This is a genomic window from Arthrobacter liuii, assembly GCF_014639275.1.
Taxonomy (GTDB): Bacteria; Actinomycetota; Actinomycetes; order Actinomycetales; family Micrococcaceae; genus Arthrobacter; species Arthrobacter liuii.
Window position 1 is genome coordinate 55,830 of record NZ_BMFW01000001.1, and the last position, 18,463, is coordinate 74,292.

Below are 18,463 nucleotides of genomic sequence, written 5' to 3' on the forward strand. Positions count from 1 at the left end.
AGGCCGTCAGGATTTCACGTCCACTCTAACGGTGTGGAATCCCGTGGCTCCGTCCGGTGCCGGCGGCCGCGCGGTTTCGTCCTGCGGCTGGCCCTTGAGGTCGGTGGCGCGGACCTGGACTTCGTACTGCCCGGGGGTGAGGTCAACGGCCAGCTTCCACTGGTACCAGGTGTCAAGCGAGATGCCCTCCGCCAGTTCCGCCTCCCGCCACGGTCCCCGGTTGATCCGCAGCTCCACCTTCTGGATGCCCGTGTGCTGGGCCCAGGCAACGCCTGCGAAAACCACCGTCCCTGCACTGACCGGGCGGCCGCTGCGGGGCACGTCGATGCGGGACGACGCCTTGATGGGGCCGCGTTCGGACCAGCCCCGCGGGGTCCAGTATCCGGCGTCGTCGGCAAACCTGGTGACCTTGAGTTCGGTGACCCACTTGGTGGCCGACACATAGCCGTAAAGGCCCGGGACCACCAGGCGCACCGGAAAGCCGTGCTCAATCGGCAGTGGTTCGCCGTTCATGCCTACGGCAAGCAGGGCGTCCCTGTTATCGGTGAGGACATCCAACGGCGTCCCTGCGGTCCAGCCGTCGGCGCTGCGGGAGAGGACCATGTCCGCACCTGGCGCGGGACCGGCCTGGGCCAGCAGTTCGCGGACCGGCCAACCCAGCCAGCGGGCGTTGCCGATCAGGTCCCCGCCCACATCGTTGGAGACGCAGGCAATGGTGATGTGCCGTTCGGTTAAGGGCTTTGCCAGGAGGTCGGCGAAGGAAAGCTGAACTTCGCGGGCCACCATTCCCGTGACTTTCAGGACCCAGGTGTCCGGGTTGACCGCGGGGACTGACAGGGCTGTGTCGATGCGGTAGAAGTCCCGGTTGGGGGTGACCAACGGCGGCGTTCCGGCCGCGCCGGCTTCCGCGGCAGCCGGGACGGGCGGCGCCGGTGACGCCGGCGTTGGCAGGGTGGTCCTGGCCCTGGCTTCGCTGACTGCGCTGGTGGCACCGCGCCAGATCCCGGCCAGCACTCCTCCTACGCCTGACAGTATCCCCGTGACCGCGAGGGACTGGAGGAAGCTGCGGCGTGAGCGGGCGGATGCGGGGTCATGGGTGGTTTCGCCAGCGGCTGGAGGGCCGGCGGCTGCGTGGCTGGCAGCAGCCTCATCCCATGCCTGGAGCATGCCAACCAGGAACCGCAACAGCACGACGGCGACCACCGCGGCCAGGAGCGGGAGTGCCAGCGCCGTCGGTGTCATCTGGGAGCGCGTCAGGACGGCGGCCGTTCCGGCAAGCCCGAAGATGACCATCACCGCAACACCGCTGAAGCGGCGGCGGTACTCAAGGACTCCGGCAAGGGCGGCCAGCGCTGCGATGACCAGTGCCATGCCCGCCAGCAGTGCGGCTTTGTCGGCCGTGCCGAAGATGGAAATGGCCCAGTCCTTGACGCCGGGAGGGACGGCGTCGATGACGGCACCGCCCACGGCGGTCAGCGGAGACAGGGAGGGGCTGGCAAAACCGGCCAGCAGCTCCCCCGCTGCCACACCGCCGACCGCGGAAACCACGCCAGACACGGCAGCCCAACCGCCCTCGGCGCGTTGGACTGCCTGTTGCCAGACAGAACTGACCGCACGCGGATCCAGGCCGGCACCGTCGTCGTCCGCCCCGTCCTTATGCCGGGAACTCTTCACAACTTCAAGCATAGGTTCGCGGCACCCGGATGGTTCTGCGCCGGTCACGGTGTGATGCGCGGCCCGAGGTGGCGTAGCCTGATTTCATGAGTGTCCAGCTAGGCATGCCCCAGCCGCGGGAGGAAGCAGCATCGGCGCTGCCGGCCGTGCCCGGGCGACGGCCCGCGGATGCCCCGGCCGGGCTGACGGACCGGTACGGCCGCCGCGCCACGGACATGAGGCTGTCCCTGACGGACAAGTGCAATCTCCGCTGTACCTATTGCATGCCGGCAGAAGGCCTGGAATGGCTCGCAAAGCAGGCGGTGATGTCCGCCGATGAAATCGTGCGGATTGTCCGGGTGGGCGTGGAGCAGCTGGGGGTCCGGGAACTGCGGCTGACGGGTGGTGAGCCGCTGGTCCGGCACGATCTCGTGGAGATCATCGCGGCCCTGCGGGCAAACCATCCGGACCTGCCGATTTCGATGACTACCAACGGCGTTGGCCTGGCGAAGAAGGCGGCGGCGCTCAAGGCCGCCGGGCTGACGCGCATCAATGTGTCGCTTGATTCGCTGCACGAGGAAACATTCACCAAGCTGACCCGCCGGCCGTTCCTGGACCAGGTCCTGGCCGGGGTGGACGCTGCCTGGGCTGCCGGCCTGGGCCCGGTCAAGCTGAACGCGGTCCTGATGCGGGGCATCAACGACGCCGAGTCCCCGCAACTGCTGTCCTGGGCGCTGGAGCGCGGGTATGAACTGCGGTTCATTGAGCAGATGCCGCTCGACGCCGACCACGGCTGGACGCGCCGCAACATGATCACGGCCGCGGAGATCCGCGGGCTGCTGTCCCGGGACTTTTTCCTCAGCCCCGATCCCCGGGCCCGTGACGGCGCGCCGGCGGAGCGCTTTGAAGTTCGACGGCGCGCGGCTGGTTCTCCGGATCCGGAGAGTCCGATGCTGGGAACCGTGGGGATCATCGCCTCCGTCACCGAGCCGTTCTGCTCTGACTGCCGGCGCACCAGGATCACTGCGGAGGGCAAGATCATGAGCTGCTTGTTCTCACGAGAGGAGTTTGATCTGCTCGGTCTGCTCCGCGCTGGTGCCAGTGACGATGAGCTGGCAGAGCGGTGGCAGGACGCCATGTGGATCAAGCCAAAGGCCCACGGCATGGACCACGTGGGACTGGACGCTCCTGACTTCGTCCAGCCGGACCGCAGCATGAGCGCTATCGGGGGCTGACAGGAATGCTTGTACGTTACTTTGCCGCCGCCCGCGCTGCCGCAGGTTTTGACGAAGAGAAGTTCGACCTGCCTCACGGCGCCACCGTTGCTGACCTGCTGGCAGCCGTTGTCGCCGTGGAGCGTGCTGATTCGCCCGCGGGGACCCCGCCGCTTCACCGAATCCTCTCGCGGAGCAGCTTCCTGCTCAATGAGGTTGCCGTGCGGGACCAGTCAACGGTTCTGGGCCCCGACGACGTCGTGGACGTGCTGCCCCCGTTCGCCGGCGGGTAGGCGTTCGGGCGGCGCAGCATGTGGAGCTGCCTTGGGGTTTGAATGTCAGTGCCCCGTTGGATGATGTCCTTATGGGAATCAGCAGCGGTGTCGGGGTAGCAACGGAAGGTGCTCACGCCTGCGTTGCTGCCCTTGATGCGCTGGACCGTGAGGATAATTTCCTGGCTGCGGGGGTTGGTGCTGATGTTGATGTGTTGCAGCGGCGGTATGGGATCCGGCTGGAACGGTTGGAGCTCGTATCCCGACTGGAAGCGCAGTTGGCCGCGGTGAAAGCCCGCGACGCGGCCGACGCCATCGAATTCCAGCAGGCGATGATCGCCCCGGACTCCCCAGCCCATGAGCGTGCCTACGCGGAGATGTCCACTGTGGAGGAAATCGCCGGGGTCCTCACGCTCAGTTCCCCGGCGGCAGGGGCGTTCGTGGACCAGGCACAGCGGATCTGCTCCCAGCCTCCGGCCTTCGAAGCGCTGTCCACCGGCGCCATGTCCTGGCAGCACGCCCGCATCCTCGCCGACGAAACCGAAGGCCTCACCGAAGCCGGCGCCGCCGCCCTGGTGGCACACTTCTTCGACCCCCACGCCCCCAACGCTGCCCGCGGCGCCACCCCCGGCGAACTCGTCCCCTCCCGGTTCCGGGCCAAGATCCGGGGGTGGCGGGAGCGCCACCACCCCGAATCCATCCAAAAACGCCACGCCAAGAGCGTTGCCGACCGGAGGATGGAATACAGGCCGGACCGGGACGGCATGGCCTGGATCTCCCTCTGCCTTCCCGGAGACAAAGCCTGCGCCATCTGGAACCGCACCACCGCCACCGCCCGCGGCCTCCAAGGACCCGACGAACCACGCACCATCACCCAACTCCGCCCCGACATCGCAGCCAGCCTCCTCCTCGGCACCCAGGGCAGCACCGCCGACGGCACCGACGCCGAAACTGACGGTCAGGGGAACCACACCGAAATCGGGAAAGTCCCCACCCCTCGGGCCGATGTCCTGGTCATGGTCCCGGTATTCTCCCTCCTCGGGGCCACCGACGAGCCGGCGATGCTGGACGGTCTCGGTCCAATCCCGGCCTCGATGGCCCGCAAGCTCGTCGCCGACGGGGCGGAATCGTTCTACCGCGTCCTGGTCGACCCGAGAGACGGCGCACCACTGGAAATCGGCCGGAAGAACTACCGGCTCACCCAAACCATCAAAAAATGGATCCGCATGCGCGACGGAAAATGCACCTTCCCCGGCTGCACCAACCACACCCCAGACAACGAAACCGACCACCTCAAAGCCTGGGAACACGGCGGCACCACCGGAACCAGCAACCTGGCACAACTCTGCCCAAAACACCACCGCCTGAAACACGCACGGCCCTGGACCCCCGATGCCGCAACGAAAAACGAACCACCCGGCTGGACCTCACCAACCGGCCGCCACTATAGAAGCGAACTCCCGGACTCGGAGCCGCCATTCTGGCCTGCCCTCATGACAGAGGAATGGCCGGAATTGGGGTCGACAGCGGATGGCACGGGGCCGGGCCTACCCCAAGACGTGGCCCGGAACGACACAGCGGAGGCGGTGCGCTTTGCGGACCCGCCCGATTTCGACATCCCCGAAGACCCAGGGGTTCCTGAGAGTGAGCTGCCCCGGGACCGGTTCGCCGAGTTCTACCTGATGCTGGCGCTGGCTGATCACACCTTCCCGGGGACACCTGCGTAAGCAGGGAGCGATCGGTGGAAGACCGAGCGCATAAACGGCTGGTAAGCCGGACCTTTGCCGTCCTGGCCGGAACCTGGTGCGTGCCCGCCGTCAGCCTTGGCCCCGGAACGCAGCTCGGTGACGTGGGTCAGCGCATCGTCCTCGACCCTGATGGAGTGATGCGTCCAGCCGGCAGCGCTGTGCCGTTCAACGCGGAGGATGCCGTCACGCCAGGTGCAGCGGGCAGCGGTACCGGGCGGCACGCCGGTGCTGTCGACGTAGTACCACAGCACGTCATCGCGGACCGGATCCACGGTGAATATGCCGTGGCCTTCGAAGTGGCTGCCGTCCGGTTCAACGTGGCGGTAGCTCTGCACCACGCCGAGGCCGTTGGCAACCTGGCTGTAGGACACTTCGGCATCCACTCGGCGTTCCGGTCCCCAAGGACCTGCGGCCACATGCGTCTGGCCCCGCCAGTGACCCAGCAAGGCTGATAAGGCCGGATGCCCATGCTCCAGTCCCGGCTCCTGCACCGTCACGCGACCCCCTGCCGAAGATTCCTATCACTCAGGATGGACTCTGCAGGGCCTCGCCGCCAGCGTCCGTGGGGAAAAGGCTACAGCCCGAAGGTTTCCGTCTCGTCGAACGGGCCCACCACGGTGACGGTCCTCGGGGCGGCAGCAAGTTCGGCGGCCAGCTCCTGGACCTGTTCTGCCGTGACGGCTTTGATCAGGCGCAGGGTCTCATCGATGTCCTGGTATTCACCGGAGACCAGTTCAGCCCGGCCCAGCCGGGACATCCGGGATCCCGTGTCCTCCAGCGCCAGGACAATACCGCCCCCGAGCTGGCCCACGGCCTTGCGAAGTTCGTCCTCGGAGATGCCGTCTTCGGCGAGCTTGTCCAGCTCCACAGCCAGCAGGTCCAGCACCTGCCTGACCTTCGACGGCGTGCAGCCCGCGTACATCCCGAAGTAGCCGGCGTCGGCATAGGACGATGCGAACGAGTAGGTGGAGTAGACCAGGCCGCGCTTCTCGCGGACTTCCTGGAACAGCCTTGAAGACATGCCGCCGCCCAGGACCGCGTTCAGCACGCTCATGACGTAGCGGCGTTCGTCGGTGGCAACGATGGTTGGGCATCCCATGATGATGTTGGCCTGCTCCACCGCGCGCTTGACCACGTGCAGTCCGGCCGTCCCGGTGATCAGGGCGCGTTCGGTGGAGCGCCGCTGCACCGGCGCCGCATCGTGCTCCAGCGACCACCCGGCGGTCTCGAGGGCGTCCACCACAAGTCCGCAGACGACGTCGTGGTCCAGCCCGCCGGCAGCGGTGATGACCAGTTCCTCGGGCTTGTAATACCTGCGGTAGTGCTCCCATACGGAGTCCCGCGCCACTGCCTTGATGGCGGCGGGCGTACCGCCGATGGGGCGGCCGAGCGGATGGCTGCCCAGGACCGCGGACACGAAGTGCTCGTGGGCAACATCGGTAGGGTCATCGCTGTCCATGGCGATTTCTTCGAGGATGACGTCCCGTTCCTGCTCCATCTCGTCAGGATCCAGCACGGCGCCCGTGATCATGTCCGCAATCACGTCGATGGCCATGGGCAGGTCCGTGTCCAGGACCCTGGCAAAGTAGCAGGTGCTTTCCTTGGCGGTTGCGGCGTTCGATTCGCCGCCCACCTGGTCAAACGCGGAAGCGATCTCAAGGGCCGTGCGGCGCTTGGTGCCCTTGAACAGCAGGTGCTCCAGGAAGTGCGTTGACCCGTGCTGGCCGGGTGCCTCGTCGCGGGACCCGACGCCCACCCAGAACCCGATGGTGGCTGACCGTTGGCCCGGCATCGCTTCCGTCAGTACCCGCACTCCCCCTGGCAGCACGGAACGCCGGACCTCGGACCCTCCGTCAGAGCCATGGACCAGGGTGTCGCCGGCGTGGTTCTGCTCAAGCGGCAGGGGTACAACAGTCATTGATGCCTTTCAGGACGGGCAGCCGGATCTGGCTGCCATCGTAACAGCGGCGGGACCGGTGGATCATCCACCGGTCCCGCCGATTCATGCTTGTATTCCGGAAACCGGAACTGCTAGACCTCAGCGCCTTCTGCAGGCTCCGTGGCGTGGGCACGTTCGGTGTCGGCCGGAGCTTCTTCCTCGGCCACTACCGGGGAGAGCGAAAGCTTTCCACGGTCGTCGATCTTGGTGATCTCGACCTGGATCTTCTGGCCAACGGAGACGACGTCATCAACGTTGTCCACCCGCTTGCCGCCTGCGATCTTGCGCAGTTCGGAGATGTGCAGGAGGCCGTCCTTGCCCGGGGTCAGCGACACGAAGGCACCGAAGGTGGTGGTCTTGACGACCGTACCCAGGTAGCGTTCGCCGATTTCCGGGACCTGCGGGTTCGCGATGGCGTTGATGGCGGAGCGCGCTGCGTCGGCAGACGGACCGTTGGTGGCGCCAATGTAGACCGTGCCGTCATCCTCGATCGAGATGTCCGCGCCGGTGTCCTCCTGGATCTGGTTGATCATCTTGCCCTTGGGGCCGATGACCTCGCCGATCTTGTCCACGGGGATCTTCACGGCGATGACGCGCGGTGCGAACTCGGAAAGCTCGTCCGGGGTGTCGATCGCGGAGTTGATGACATCCAGGATGTGCAGGCGTGCTTCGCGGGCCTGCTTCAGTGCTGCTGCCAGCACGGAGGCGGGGATGCCGTCGAGCTTGGTGTCCAGCTGGATGGCCGTGACGAACTCGGCGGTACCGGCAACCTTGAAGTCCATGTCACCGAAGGCATCTTCGGCGCCGAGGATATCGGTCAGGGCTGCGTAGCGGGTCTGACCGTCCACCTGGTCGGAGACCAGGCCCATGGCGATACCTGCGACGGCGGCCTTCAGGGGCACGCCGGCGTTCAGCATCGACAGGGTGGAGGCGCAGACGGAACCCATCGACGTCGAACCGTTGGAGCCGAGGGCCTCGGACACCTGGCGGATGGCGTACGGGAACTCCTCGCGGGACGGCAGTACGGGCACCAGGGCGCGTTCCGCCAGGGCACCGTGGCCGATTTCGCGGCGCTTGGGCGAACCCACGCGGCCGGTCTCACCGGTGGAGTACGGCGGGAAGTTGTAGTTGTGCATGTAGCGCTTGCGCGTCACCGGGGACAGCGAGTCGATCTGCTGTTCCATCTTGAGCATGTTCAGCGTGGTGACACCCATGATCTGGGTCTCGCCGCGTTCGAAGATGGCGGATCCGTGGACGCGGGGCAGGACCTCAACCTCGGCGGTGAGCTGGCGGATGTCCGTCAGGCCGCGGCCGTCGATGCGGATCTGGTCCTTGAGGATACGCTGGCGCACCACGTGCTTGGTGACGGAGCGGAAAGCTGCGGACAGTTCCTTCTCGCGGCCTTCGAACTGGCCTGCCAGGGAAGAGGTGACCTCGTCCTTGAGCGCGTCGGAGGCGTTGTCGCGTTCCTGCTTGTCGGCGATCTGGAAGACTGCGGCAAGCTTTTCGGCCGCAGCGGACTCGACGGCGGCGTACACGTCGTCCTCGTAGTCCAGGAAGACCGGGAACTCAACGGTGGGCTTTGCGGCGCGTGCGGCGAGATCGGCCTGGGCATCGCAGAGTGCCTTGATGAACGGCTTGGCAGCCTCGAGGCCCTCGGAAACGACCTCTTCGGTGGGGGCGGTGGCGCCCTGTTCCTTGATGAGGTTCCAGGAGTTGTCGGTGGCTTCGGCTTCGACCATCATGATGGCGACGTCGTCACCGGCAACGCGGCCTGCGACCACCATGTTGAAGACCGAGTTTTCCAGCTGGGAGTGCTTGGGGAACGCAACCCACTTGGATCCGTTTTCGTCCGCAACCAGGGCAACGCGCACGCCGCCGATGGGGCCGGAGAACGGCAGGCCGGAGAGCTGGGTGGACATGGAGGAAGCGTTGATGGCCACGACGTCGTACAGCTCGTCGGGGTTGATGGCCAGGACGGTCACCACGATCTGGACCTCGTTGCGCAGGCCCTTGATGAAGGCGGGGCGCAGCGGGCGGTCCATCAGGCGGCAGGCCAGGATGGCTTCGGTGGACGGGCGGCCTTCACGGCGGAAGAACGAGCCCGGGATGCGGCCGGCAGCGTACATGCGCTCTTCGACGTCGACCGTCAGCGGGAAGAAGTCAAAACCTTCACGCGGGTGCTTGCCGGCGGTGGTGGCGGACAGCAGTGCGGTGTCATCGTCGATGTACACCATGGCTGCGCCGGCGGCCTGCTTGGCGAGGCGGCCGGTTTCGAAGCGGATTACGCGCTTGCCAAAACGGCCATTGTCAATGACCGCTTCCGAGAACTGGATTTCGGGACCCTCCAAGAGAGTCACCTCCGTTTCATGGTTTACGGAGTCAAGCCGCATCAACCCAGCCAGCATCTGTCTACTGGCCCTGCACCCGGTCATCGATCGAGACCCACGGGCCGCCGGCTTCAGTCAACGAAGCCGTTCCCGGGGATCACTACCGAGGACCGCGAATGCGTGATGCGGTTGATCCTCCTGTTTAGTTTTCATTTGAAGAAGGCGGCCCGTTCCGGAAGGAAAGGGCCGCCCCAAAGCCAGACTAGCGGCGCAGGCCGAGGCGCTCGATGAGCGAACGGTAGCGGGCGATGTCAGTCTTCTTGAGGTAGCCAAGCATGCGCTTGCGGCGACCGACCATGCCCAGCAGACCGCGCTGGGTGTGGTAATCGTGCTTGTGCTCCTTCATGTGCTCAGTCAGATCCTTGATCCGCTGGGTCAGGACTGCAACCTGGACCTCGGGTGAACCGGTGTCGCCTTCTACGGTTGCGTATTCCTTGATGATGGACTGCTTTACAGCGGCGTCAAGTGCCACAATAACTCCTTGGGATGTGCCGTGAGGGCCCAGGTCAGTAACTCACCGCCGGGTCTGCCGCGTACGTCGCAATCCGGTAAACCGGAAGAGACCGCCAGCAGCAGGAACCAGCCGCCACGGACTGCAGCCGGATCCATCGCTAAGTTTACCGGCCCCGGCCTAACCTTGTCGAAACAGTGCGGTCCAACCGGCGCCCCGGTCAGCCCTGCAGCCGTTCCCGGATGGCCGCCATGCCCTGAAGCACTTCGGAGAAACTGGTGCTCAGCGGCGAGAGCCCCACCCGGATGCCGTGCGGCGAGCGGAAGTCCGGGATGACGTCCCCTTCCCAGAGTGCTTCCACGGTGGCTTTGGTGAAGTCCGGGTGGTCCACCGTGATGTGGCCGCCCCGCTCCCCCGGATCCCGGGGTGATGCCAGGTCCGCGCCCAGCGGGGCCAGCCAGGCATCGAAGACCTCCACGGCGAAGGCCGTCAGTGCCAGGGACTTCTCCCGGATGGCAGCCATCGAAGCCTCTTCAATGAGGTCCAGGGTCCCCTGCATGGCGAGCATCCCGAAGATGGCGGGGGTGCCGCTGAGGAAACCGCGAATGCCGGAGGCGGGCTGGTACCCGGCCGCCATTTCGAAGGCGTCCTTGCGGCCCATCCATCCCCAGATGGGCTGGTTCAGCGAGGGCAGGTGCCGGGCGTTGACGTAGGCGAAGGCGGGCGAGCCCGGGCCGCCGTTGAGGTATTTGTAGGTGCAACCCGCAGCGAAGTCCACGTCCGGGCCGTCCAGGTCGATCTCCACCGACCCCGCCGAATGGCAAAGGTCCCACACCACCAGGGCGCCGGCGTCGTGCACTGCTGCGGTGATGCCCGGCAGGTCGGCCAGATGGCCGGACCGGTAGGCGATCTGGCTGAGAAGGACGACGGCGGTGCGCGGCCCGGCGGCCTGGCGCACCTGTTCAACGGTCACCCCGGCAGCCGGGTCAGGTTCGATCCAGCGGAGGGTCAGGCCCTCCTCGAGGGCGATGCCCTCCACCAGGTAGCGGTCGGTGGGAAAGTTCTCGGTGTCCAGCACGAGCTCATTGCGGTCCGGATCCTGCACGGCGGCCAGGGCTGCGCGGACCAGCTTGTAGAGCACCACGGTGGTGGAATCAGCGATGATGGTCTGTCCGGGAGCCGCCCCCAGGACGGCACGGCCCAGCTGGTCCCCAATGGCCTGCGGCATGTTCAGCCACTGTTCGTCCCAGCCGCGGATGAGGCGGCCGCCCCACTCATCCCGGATGAAGGCGGCGACGTCGCCGGCGGTCCGTTTGAGGGGCCGGCCCAGGGAGTTGCCGTCCAGGTAGGACAGGGGTGTGTCGGTGCCGATGAAGGCGTCCCGGTAGTGTGCCAGGGCATCCCGGCGGTCCAGCTCGTCGGCCCGCCGGCGGAGCTGTTCGGCGGTCACGCCGGTGTGGTTTTCCTGGTGGATGCTCATTGTCCGATCTCCGTCCTGACAGCGAATAGTTCGGGGAAGAACGTCAGCTCCAGTGCCTTTTGCAGGAAGGTCACACCGCTGGATCCGCCGGTGCCAGTCTTCATGCCGATGGTCCGCTGGACGGTGCGGAGGTGCCGGAACCGCCAGAGCTGGAAGTTGTCCTCCAGGTCCACCAGTTCCTCGCAGGCCTCGTAGGCCGCCCAGTTCTCTGCCGCGTTTTCGTAAATGTGCTTGAACAGCGGCACGAGTTCCGGGGCGAACTCATGGGCCCGGGTGACATCCCGGTCCAGGACGGAACGGGGAACATCGAACCCCTGCCGGGCGAGGTAGGCGAGGAACTCGTCGTAGATGCTGGGGGCGGCCAGCAGCTCCGCCAGCATGGCGTGGGCCTGCGGGTCGGATTCGAAGATAGGCAGCATCTTGCTGTTCTTGTTGCCCAGGACGAACTCCACCGCGCGGTACTGGGCAGACTGGAAGCCGGAGGAGTTGCCCAGGAAGCCCCGGAACTGGGAGTACTCGGTGGGCGTCAGGGTGGCCAGGACGGACCACTGCTCGGTGAGGGTCTTCTGGATGTGCTTGACGCGGGCGATGCCTTTCAGCGCCGAGCCCAGGTCGTCCTCCCGGAGCCAGGCGGCGGCGCTGCGCAGTTCATGCAGGACCAGTTTCAGCCACAGCTCCGTGGTCTGGTGCTGGATGATGAACAGCAGCTCGTCGTGGTGTTCAGGCTGACTGACCGGCTGCTGGGCACTGAGCAGCGTGGGAAGCTGCAGGTAGGCGGCATAGCTCATCCGCGAGCTGAAGTCGCTGACAATCCCCTTGTCCAGCTTGCGGGTGTTCTTCTCGACGGACACGCACACTGCCTTTCGTTGTTGTCGCCCGGTTGCTGCAGCACCGCCGGCCGCTGCAGTCAGTGGCCGCCCAGGAGCTGGTGGGCCTGGGCCACGTCCAGCCGCATTTGATCCACCAAGGCCTCAGGGCCACGGTAGGCCACCATGCCGCGAAGCCGCCGCACAAATTCAACGATGACTGTCTGGCCGTAAAGATCGAAGTCCTCCACGGCTTCCTTTGGCCTGTCGATCACGTGCGCCTCGACTTGGCGGCTGACGCCGTCGAACGTGGGATTGGAACCCACCGAGATGGCTGCCGGCCAGCGCTTGCCGGCCTGGTCCACCAGCCACCCGGCGTAGATGCCATCAGCGGGAATCAGCCCAGTGGCATTGGAGGCGAGGTTCGCAGTGGGGAAACCGAGCGCCCTGCCGCGGGCCGCTCCGTGGACCACTTCGCCGCGCATCCGGTGCGGGCGGCCCAGGACGGAGGCGGCGGTGGCGACATCGCCCTCCTGCAGGGCTTCGCGCACCCAGGTGGAGGAACAGCGGCGGTCCATGCCGTCGTCGTCATGCAGGGGGTAGCCCTCCGCGCCGAACTCGCTGATGACCTGGACTGCGAAGCCGAACTTGTCGCCCAGGGCCTTCATGGTGTCCAGGTCGCCGGAGTTGCCCCGTCCGAAGCGGGCGTCATGGCCTATGACCACGTGGCTGGCGTGCAGGCAGTCCACCAGGTACTGCTCCACGAACTCTTCAGCCGTGAGGCTGGCCAGGTCCAGCGAGTACTTGATCACCAGGATGGCGTCCAGGCCCAGTTCTCCCAGCGCTTCCAGCTTGTCGTCCAGGCCCATGATGAGCTCCGGCGCGGCTTCGGGCCGGTGGATCACGGCCGGATGGGGATCAAAGGTGACAGCCACCGCCTTGGCCTGGGTGAGCCGGGCGGAACGGATCAGCTGGGACAGCACCTGCTGGTGGCCGCGGTGAACGCCGTCGAAGTTGCCGAAAGTGACAACAGATGGGCCGAAGTCCGCCGGGACATCGGACGGATCGTTCCAGATGTAGACCATCACCCTCGCCTTATGCTGCCTGCAAGTATCGACGTTCCGGAACCATGCCGGCCGCGGAACTCTCTAAGGTTACCCGGATTCACTGCGCGGCTTTTGCCGTCACTCCGCAGCCTTGGCCTGTGCTGCCGCAGCCGCGGATGGGCGGCGCCGGTACAGCCACACCAGGCCCAGGATGGGCAGCAGCAGGGGAATGAAACCGTAGCCGCGGCCAAACAGGGACCAGACGGTCTCGTGCGGGAACTGCACGGAGTCCAGGACGCTCAGGGTCCCCACCACCAGGACACCTGCGAGTTCAACCAGCACGGCGGCAACGGAGACTTTGAACCACGTGGTGCCTGCCTTCGCCAGCGACACGGTGGCCAGGATGTACACCAGGGCGGCAAAGGCCGAAAGCAGGTAGGCCAGGGGCGCGTCCGAGAACTTGGTGAGGATCTGGTACCCGGCACGGGCAGTGGCCGAGATAGCGAAAACCCCGTACACCGCAATCAGGAGGCGGCCGGGTCCGGTGTTGCGGGTATTGCGGACGGGGGCGTGGCCGGTGGCCTGCTGGTCTTTCATTCTTGGTGCTTCTTCCACTTCAGTACCAGATCTGGTTCATTCGGGCAGCCATCACCAGCGCCGTGACGCCCACTGCGGCCAGGACAAAGTTGCTCCACCGCGTACGCTCCAGGATGGACCAGTAGATGGCGGCGGGCGGCAGGAGCATGGCCGTGGCCATGTAGCCCCAGAATTCCCACGCCTCGCCGGCGATGGGTTCGCCGGCGATGACGCGGACGATGGATCCCACCAGGTAGACCACCAGGGCCGCTTCCACGGCCGCGACGGAGAGGATGGTGATGTCGTTCGGCGCCTTTTTCAGGATCCCGGCCCCCAGGCACACCACCGTGGACACCAGGCCGGTGACAAGGATAATCCAGAAATATGCGTCCACGCTTATGCTCCCGCAGCTGCGGTCGGAGCCCCGTTGCCCGGGGCGAAGACGAGGACCGGCTTGGCGTAGCTGCCCGCGTCCGCGAGCAGGGCCACCAGGCTGCCATCGGGCGCGAAGGCCGCGGCCGGGTGTTCCGCCGTGGCGGCGCCGGGGCCGGGGGCCGTGCCGGCCGGGATCCGCCGTCCAAAGGAGATCTCCGTGGTTTCCTCGGGGCTTAGCTCACGGTTGGGCATCAGGGCCCTGGCGGCCAGGGCCATGTCCAGGACGTTGAGCTCCTCGGCCAGCTGTTCGAGGGTCCTCGCCTGGTCAAGGGAGTACGGACCCACCTGGGTCCGCCGGAGCGCTGTGAGGTGACCGCCGACGCCAAGGGCATTGCCCAGGTCCCGGGCCAGGGCACGGATGTAGGTGCCGGAGGAGCACTCCACCGTCACGTCCAGGTCCACGATCCCCGCCGCCGCGTCCCGCCGGACACCATGGACCTCGAACCGGTGGATGGTGACAGGCCGCGCGGCGAGCTTGACGTCCTCGCCCGACCGCACGCGTGCGTAGGCGCGCTCCCCATTGACCTTGATCGCGCTGACGCTGCTGGGCACCTGCTGGATCTCACCCGTGAGCGCCGCGACGGCGTCGTAAATCATTTCGTCGGTGACGCCGGCGGCGCTGGCGGTGGCCGTCACCTCGCCTTCCGCATCATCCGTCACCGTGGACTGGCCCAGCCGGATGGTGGCCGTGTAGGTCTTGGAGGTGCCCACGATGTAGGTCAGCAGCCGCGTGGCTTTGTTGATGCCCAGCACCAGCACACCGGTGGCCATGGGATCAAGGGTGCCTGCATGGCCCACTTTCCGGGTACCTGCGAGGCGCCGCATCCGGCCAACCACGTCATGGCTGGTCCATCCCTGCGGCTTGTCCACTATCACCAGTCCAGAAAGCACGCCTCCCAGTATATCGGCGCAGGTTGGCGCCCCGGCACGGAGCCCCGCGCGGACGCTGGGTGGCAGCCCCACGCAGGCGGCTAGGATGGCTGGCATGCCTGAGCTTGCCGCCCATGTCCGCGACGTGCCCGTCAACCAGATCCGCGAGATCACCGAGGCTGCCTGGCGCACTCCCGGCGCCGTCGTGCTGAGCATCGGCGAGCCGGGCTTCCCGCTCCCCCGCCACGTCCTGGACGCGGGCATTGCCTGCCTGGACCGCGATGAGACAAACTACACGCCCAACGCCGGGATCCCCGCTCTCCGCGAGGCGTTCGCCGCAAGGTTCCGGGAAGAGCAGGGCGTCGACGTCGGCGCCGACCGCGTCTACGTGGTGTCCGGGGCGCAGCAGGGGCTGCACTTCGCCATGAGCCTCCTGCTCGCCCCCGGCGATGAGGTCCTGATCCCCAACCCTGGCTACCCCACCTTCGCCATGACCAGCCGACTGCTGAACGCCGTTCCGGTGGGCTATGCCCTGCACCCGGAGCACGGCTTCCAGCCACGGGTTGCCGATGTGGAGGCCCTCATCACCAGCCGCACCCGGGTGCTGGTGCTCAACTCCCCCTCCAACCCGCTTGGTGCCGTGCTCAGTGAAGAACTGGTCCGGGAACTGGTGGACCTTGCCCGTCGGCACGACATCTGGGTGATCTCGGACGAGTGTTACGAGGCATTCACTTACGATGTGCCCCACGTCAGCCCGGCACGGTTCGACGGCGGCACGCCGGCGGATTCGCAAGTGTTCACTTCGCTGACACTGTCCAAAACCTACGGCCTGACGGGGCTGCGGATCGGCGCGCTGGTTTGCCCCCCGGGGCTTAAACAGAAGATGGACAACGTCATGGAATCGATCGTCTCCTGCGTGGCGTCTGCCCCGCAGTACGCGGCGCTCGCGGCCCTGACCGGTCCGCAGGACTACGTCCGGCACGCGCACCAGCACTACCGGGAGAACCGGGATGCGGCCTCGGCGGTCCTGGTGGGGAAAGGGATCCGCTACCTCCCGGCCCAGGGGGCGTTCTATCTGTGGGCTGATATGTCCCACGTGAGCGGCGGGGATGTGCGGGCCTGGGTACGGCGGTTCCTCGCGGACTCCGGGGTGGCGCTGGCCCCGGGGACGGCGTTCGGCTCCATCGGCGAGGGGTGGGTCCGGATCGCGCTGTGCGGCCGGAAGCAGGACCTGCTGGAGGGACTGTCCCGGCTGCCGGGCACCGGGCTGTAACAGGCCGGGCAGGCCGCGCCCGTCAGTTCCGCGCGCTGGCGAGTGCCCTGTCCAGCCAGGTCCGGAGGGCCTCCCCCGGCGCGGCCCCTGCCTGGCGCGCCGCGACTTTCCCGTCGACGAGCACCATCAGAGTGGGAATGGCCTGGATGTCGAACCGCCGTGACAGGCCGGGCGACTTATCAACGTCCACCTTCACCAACTTGATTTTCCCTGGCCGTTCCCGGGCCAGCTTGTCCAGGACAGGGCTGACCATTCGGCACGGGCCGCACCAGGCGGCCCAGAAATCAACCAGCACGGGAACTGGCGATTGCTCCGCCACCGCAGCGAAATCGCCGTCGCCGGCGGCTACGATCCACGGCAGGTCTGCCTTGCAGTTGCCGCAGCGGGGATGGCCGGCAGCCTGGGCAGGCACCCGGTTGGTCTTCCCGCAGGCGGGGCAGGTAACAAGTGAGGGCTCCACGGCTAGTATTCCTTCCTGCTGTCAAAGGCGCGCCACGTTTGGAAAGGGACGTCCGACGTCGGGATGTCATCCCTGGTGACCGGCATCAGCTCCGGCGTGGCGCCGCTGAAGTAGTCGTAGAAGAGCGCGTCATCAAATCCTGCCGCGGCGGCGCCGTGGCGGTCCGCGGCGAAGTAGACGCGGCCGATCCTGGCCCACAAGGCCGAAGCCAGGCACATCGGGCACGGCTCACAGCTGGCGTAGAGGACCGAGCCACTGAGGTCGAAGTCTGCCGTTGCCGCGGCCGCTGCCCGGATGGCCACCACCTCCGCGTGGGCGGTGGGATCGTTGTCCCTGGTCACCCTGTTGACGCCGGCGTGGACGCGCCCGTCCGGCGTCACCACCACCGCCCCGAAGGGGCCGCCGCCCTGCCCGACGTTCTGCGTGGCCAGGTCCACGGCTTGTTCAAGATACTTTGCCTGTTCAAGGTGCCCAAAGGATCTGTTGGCGTTGTCCGCGGAGGTCATATCACGATCCTAGCCACGCGTGCCCCGTTGGGGGATGGAAAGGGGTTTAAACAGGGGGATGCCCCCAACCACTACCGGCCGGTAGGGGCCTACGCTTGCGCCCGGGGGAATACATTTGGCCTCTGCCGAGGCTTCGTATCCAGCCCGCAAGGGCCTCTCGCACCCCGGAGTACCCAATGAAGAAAACACTCGCCCTCTTAGCCTGTATCACCGTCTCGGCCGCTGCCTTAGCGTCCGCAGGCCCTACCGCTGCTTCCACCGACACACCGGATTACGAGGTGCTTGCAGGCGGCCTCGTGTCGCCGCTGCACGTCACGGCAGGACCCGGAAAATCGGTCCTGGTGTCCCAGGATTTTGCCGGGAAACTCACCCGGATCGATCGTGATGGCTCCACCGGGGATCTTGCCACCGACACTCCCCAGGGCTGGGAGGTGGCCGGAGCCGAAACGCGCGGCAACACGACGTATTTCCTGGAGAGCGTGGGCGCCGGCCAGGGAGACCCCGCGGCACTCCAGGGCTACCTGAAGTCCATTGACCGTAAGGGAGACGTGGACACCATTGCCAACTTCGCGGACTACGAGCGTCGCCACAACCCGGATGGGGACCAGCACTACGGATTCGGCGGCGACGTCAGCGCGCAGTGCCTCGCCGGCTGGCCGAACTTCCCGCCCGCCACCTACAAAGGCCTGGTGGATTCACACCCGTACGCCCTGGCGGTCCGCGGTGACACCGCCTATGTTGCGGATGCGGGCATGAACGCCGTCCTCAAGGTCGACCTGAAGAGTGGCGATATTGACACTGTCGCTGTCCTGCCCCCTCGACCTGCCGTGATTCCGGCGGGCCTGCGGATTCCCACTGACATGGTGGGCAGCACCGTTGAGGTGCCCGCCTGTGCGGTGGGCCATGAATATGCCTTTGAGCGTGTACCGACCGACGTGGGGATCGGACCTGACGGCATGCTTTATGTGACGTCGCTGCCTGGCGGCCCGGAAGGACCTGAACTGGGTGCCCGTGGTGCGATCTTCAGGATCAATCCGTGGAACGGCGACACTGACCTCTGGGCAGAGGACATCCTCAGCCCCACGGGCGTGGCGGTGGCCGGCAATGGTGATGTCTACGTTGCGTCGCTGTTCGGCGGCGAAATCCTGAAGTTCAGCTGCGACGGCCACCGGTCCCAGTTCCTGGCAGTTAAGATGCCGGCGGACGTCGACATCAGCGGCCAAACCCTGTACGCCACGATCGACGCCCTGGGCGACCCGTCCCAGCCTCCTGCGGGCAAGGTGATCGAGGCAGACCTGCGGTAGCGGATACAGCATTGATGAGTTAAAAAGCCAGGGCCCGGGA

Annotated in this window: 18 protein-coding genes; 5 read left to right on the plus strand and 13 right to left on the minus strand. The window is 66.5% G+C overall.

What is annotated here, in order from left to right:
• Positions 1 to 6: 6 nt before the first annotated feature.
• Positions 7 to 1,686, minus strand: coding sequence for a molybdopterin-dependent oxidoreductase (locus IEW19_RS00285; RefSeq protein ID WP_188569702.1), 1,680 nt, complete (start codon positions 1,684 to 1,686; stop codon positions 7 to 9).
• A gap of 74 nt (positions 1,687 to 1,760) precedes the next feature.
• Between IEW19_RS00285 and moaA the strand changes: the two genes are divergently transcribed.
• The 3 genes from moaA (at position 1,761) to IEW19_RS00300 (ending at position 4,866) form a co-directional block, all read left to right on the plus strand.
• Complete coding sequence (gene moaA, locus IEW19_RS00290; RefSeq protein ID WP_188569703.1) at positions 1,761 to 2,888, plus strand: GTP 3',8-cyclase MoaA; 1,128 nt, start codon at positions 1,761 to 1,763, stop codon at positions 2,886 to 2,888.
• A 5-nt stretch (positions 2,889 to 2,893) separates the two neighbouring features.
• On the plus strand, positions 2,894 to 3,160 hold the full coding sequence (locus IEW19_RS00295; protein ID WP_188569704.1) for a MoaD/ThiS family protein: 267 nt from the start codon (positions 2,894 to 2,896) through the stop codon (positions 3,158 to 3,160).
• A gap of 71 nt (positions 3,161 to 3,231) precedes the next feature.
• Positions 3,232 to 4,866, plus strand: a complete 1,635-nt coding sequence (locus tag IEW19_RS00300; RefSeq protein ID WP_188569705.1) for an HNH endonuclease signature motif containing protein — start codon at positions 3,232 to 3,234, stop codon at positions 4,864 to 4,866.
• On the opposite strand, the gene IEW19_RS00305 is transcribed toward IEW19_RS00300, so the two are convergent.
• From IEW19_RS00305 to truB, 10 genes are all read right to left on the minus strand, one after another.
• Positions 4,839 to 5,384: a DUF1579 family protein gene (locus IEW19_RS00305; RefSeq protein ID WP_308419961.1), complete on the minus strand. Its 546-nt coding sequence runs from the start codon at positions 5,382 to 5,384 to the stop codon at positions 4,839 to 4,841. The two genes, IEW19_RS00300 and IEW19_RS00305, sit on opposite strands and share 28 nt — an antisense overlap.
• Before the next feature lie 77 nt (positions 5,385 to 5,461).
• Complete coding sequence (locus tag IEW19_RS00310; protein ID WP_188569706.1) at positions 5,462 to 6,805, minus strand: M16 family metallopeptidase; 1,344 nt, start codon at positions 6,803 to 6,805, stop codon at positions 5,462 to 5,464.
• A 113-nt stretch (positions 6,806 to 6,918) separates the two neighbouring features.
• Entirely contained in the window at positions 6,919 to 9,177 is a 2,259-nt protein-coding gene (locus IEW19_RS00315; protein ID WP_188569995.1) for a polyribonucleotide nucleotidyltransferase, read from the minus strand.
• A 241-nt stretch (positions 9,178 to 9,418) separates the two neighbouring features.
• The gene (gene rpsO, locus IEW19_RS00320) at positions 9,419 to 9,688 is read right to left on the minus strand and encodes a 30S ribosomal protein S15 (protein WP_188569707.1); all 270 of its coding nucleotides are present in this window, start codon (positions 9,686 to 9,688) and stop codon (positions 9,419 to 9,421) included.
• A 199-nt stretch (positions 9,689 to 9,887) separates the two neighbouring features.
• Positions 9,888 to 11,147 (minus strand): kynureninase, encoded by a 1,260-nt coding sequence (locus IEW19_RS00325; protein ID WP_188569708.1) that lies wholly within the window; start codon positions 11,145 to 11,147, stop codon positions 9,888 to 9,890.
• On the minus strand, positions 11,144 to 11,998 hold the full coding sequence (gene kynA, locus IEW19_RS00330; RefSeq protein WP_188569709.1) for a tryptophan 2,3-dioxygenase: 855 nt from the start codon (positions 11,996 to 11,998) through the stop codon (positions 11,144 to 11,146). The genes IEW19_RS00325 and kynA overlap by 4 nt, the downstream gene beginning before the upstream one ends.
• 56 nt (positions 11,999 to 12,054) lie before the next feature.
• The gene (locus IEW19_RS00335; RefSeq protein WP_188569710.1) at positions 12,055 to 13,038 is read right to left on the minus strand and encodes a bifunctional riboflavin kinase/FAD synthetase; all 984 of its coding nucleotides are present in this window, start codon (positions 13,036 to 13,038) and stop codon (positions 12,055 to 12,057) included.
• Between the two features lie 99 nt (positions 13,039 to 13,137).
• On the minus strand, positions 13,138 to 13,596 hold the full coding sequence (locus tag IEW19_RS00340) for a hypothetical protein (RefSeq protein WP_188569711.1): 459 nt from the start codon (positions 13,594 to 13,596) through the stop codon (positions 13,138 to 13,140).
• A gap of 19 nt (positions 13,597 to 13,615) precedes the next feature.
• Positions 13,616 to 13,969, minus strand: coding sequence for a hypothetical protein (locus IEW19_RS00345; protein ID WP_188569712.1), 354 nt, complete (start codon positions 13,967 to 13,969; stop codon positions 13,616 to 13,618).
• Positions 13,970 to 13,971: 2 nt separating this feature from the next.
• Positions 13,972 to 14,901 carry a tRNA pseudouridine(55) synthase TruB gene (gene truB, locus IEW19_RS00350; RefSeq protein WP_229748222.1) on the minus strand — a complete coding sequence of 310 codons (930 nt, stop codon included), beginning with the start codon at positions 14,899 to 14,901 and terminating at the stop codon, positions 13,972 to 13,974.
• A gap of 94 nt (positions 14,902 to 14,995) precedes the next feature.
• Between truB and IEW19_RS00355 the strand changes: the two genes are divergently transcribed.
• Entirely contained in the window at positions 14,996 to 16,153 is a 1,158-nt protein-coding gene (locus IEW19_RS00355; RefSeq protein WP_188569714.1) for a pyridoxal phosphate-dependent aminotransferase, read from the plus strand.
• Positions 16,154 to 16,175: 22 nt separating this feature from the next.
• Here IEW19_RS00355 and trxA read toward each other — a convergent pair whose 3' ends face one another.
• Both trxA and IEW19_RS00365 read right to left on the minus strand, forming a co-directional pair.
• Positions 16,176 to 16,613, minus strand: coding sequence for a thioredoxin (gene trxA / locus IEW19_RS00360; RefSeq protein WP_188569715.1), 438 nt, complete (start codon positions 16,611 to 16,613; stop codon positions 16,176 to 16,178).
• A 2-nt stretch (positions 16,614 to 16,615) separates the two neighbouring features.
• Complete coding sequence (locus IEW19_RS00365) at positions 16,616 to 17,119, minus strand: nucleoside deaminase (protein ID WP_188569716.1); 504 nt, start codon at positions 17,117 to 17,119, stop codon at positions 16,616 to 16,618.
• A gap of 176 nt (positions 17,120 to 17,295) precedes the next feature.
• On the opposite strand from IEW19_RS00365, the gene IEW19_RS00370 reads away from it, so the two are divergent.
• Positions 17,296 to 18,423, plus strand: coding sequence for a ScyD/ScyE family protein (locus tag IEW19_RS00370; protein WP_188569717.1), 1,128 nt, complete (start codon positions 17,296 to 17,298; stop codon positions 18,421 to 18,423).
• The last annotated feature ends 40 nt before the right edge of the window (positions 18,424 to 18,463 follow it).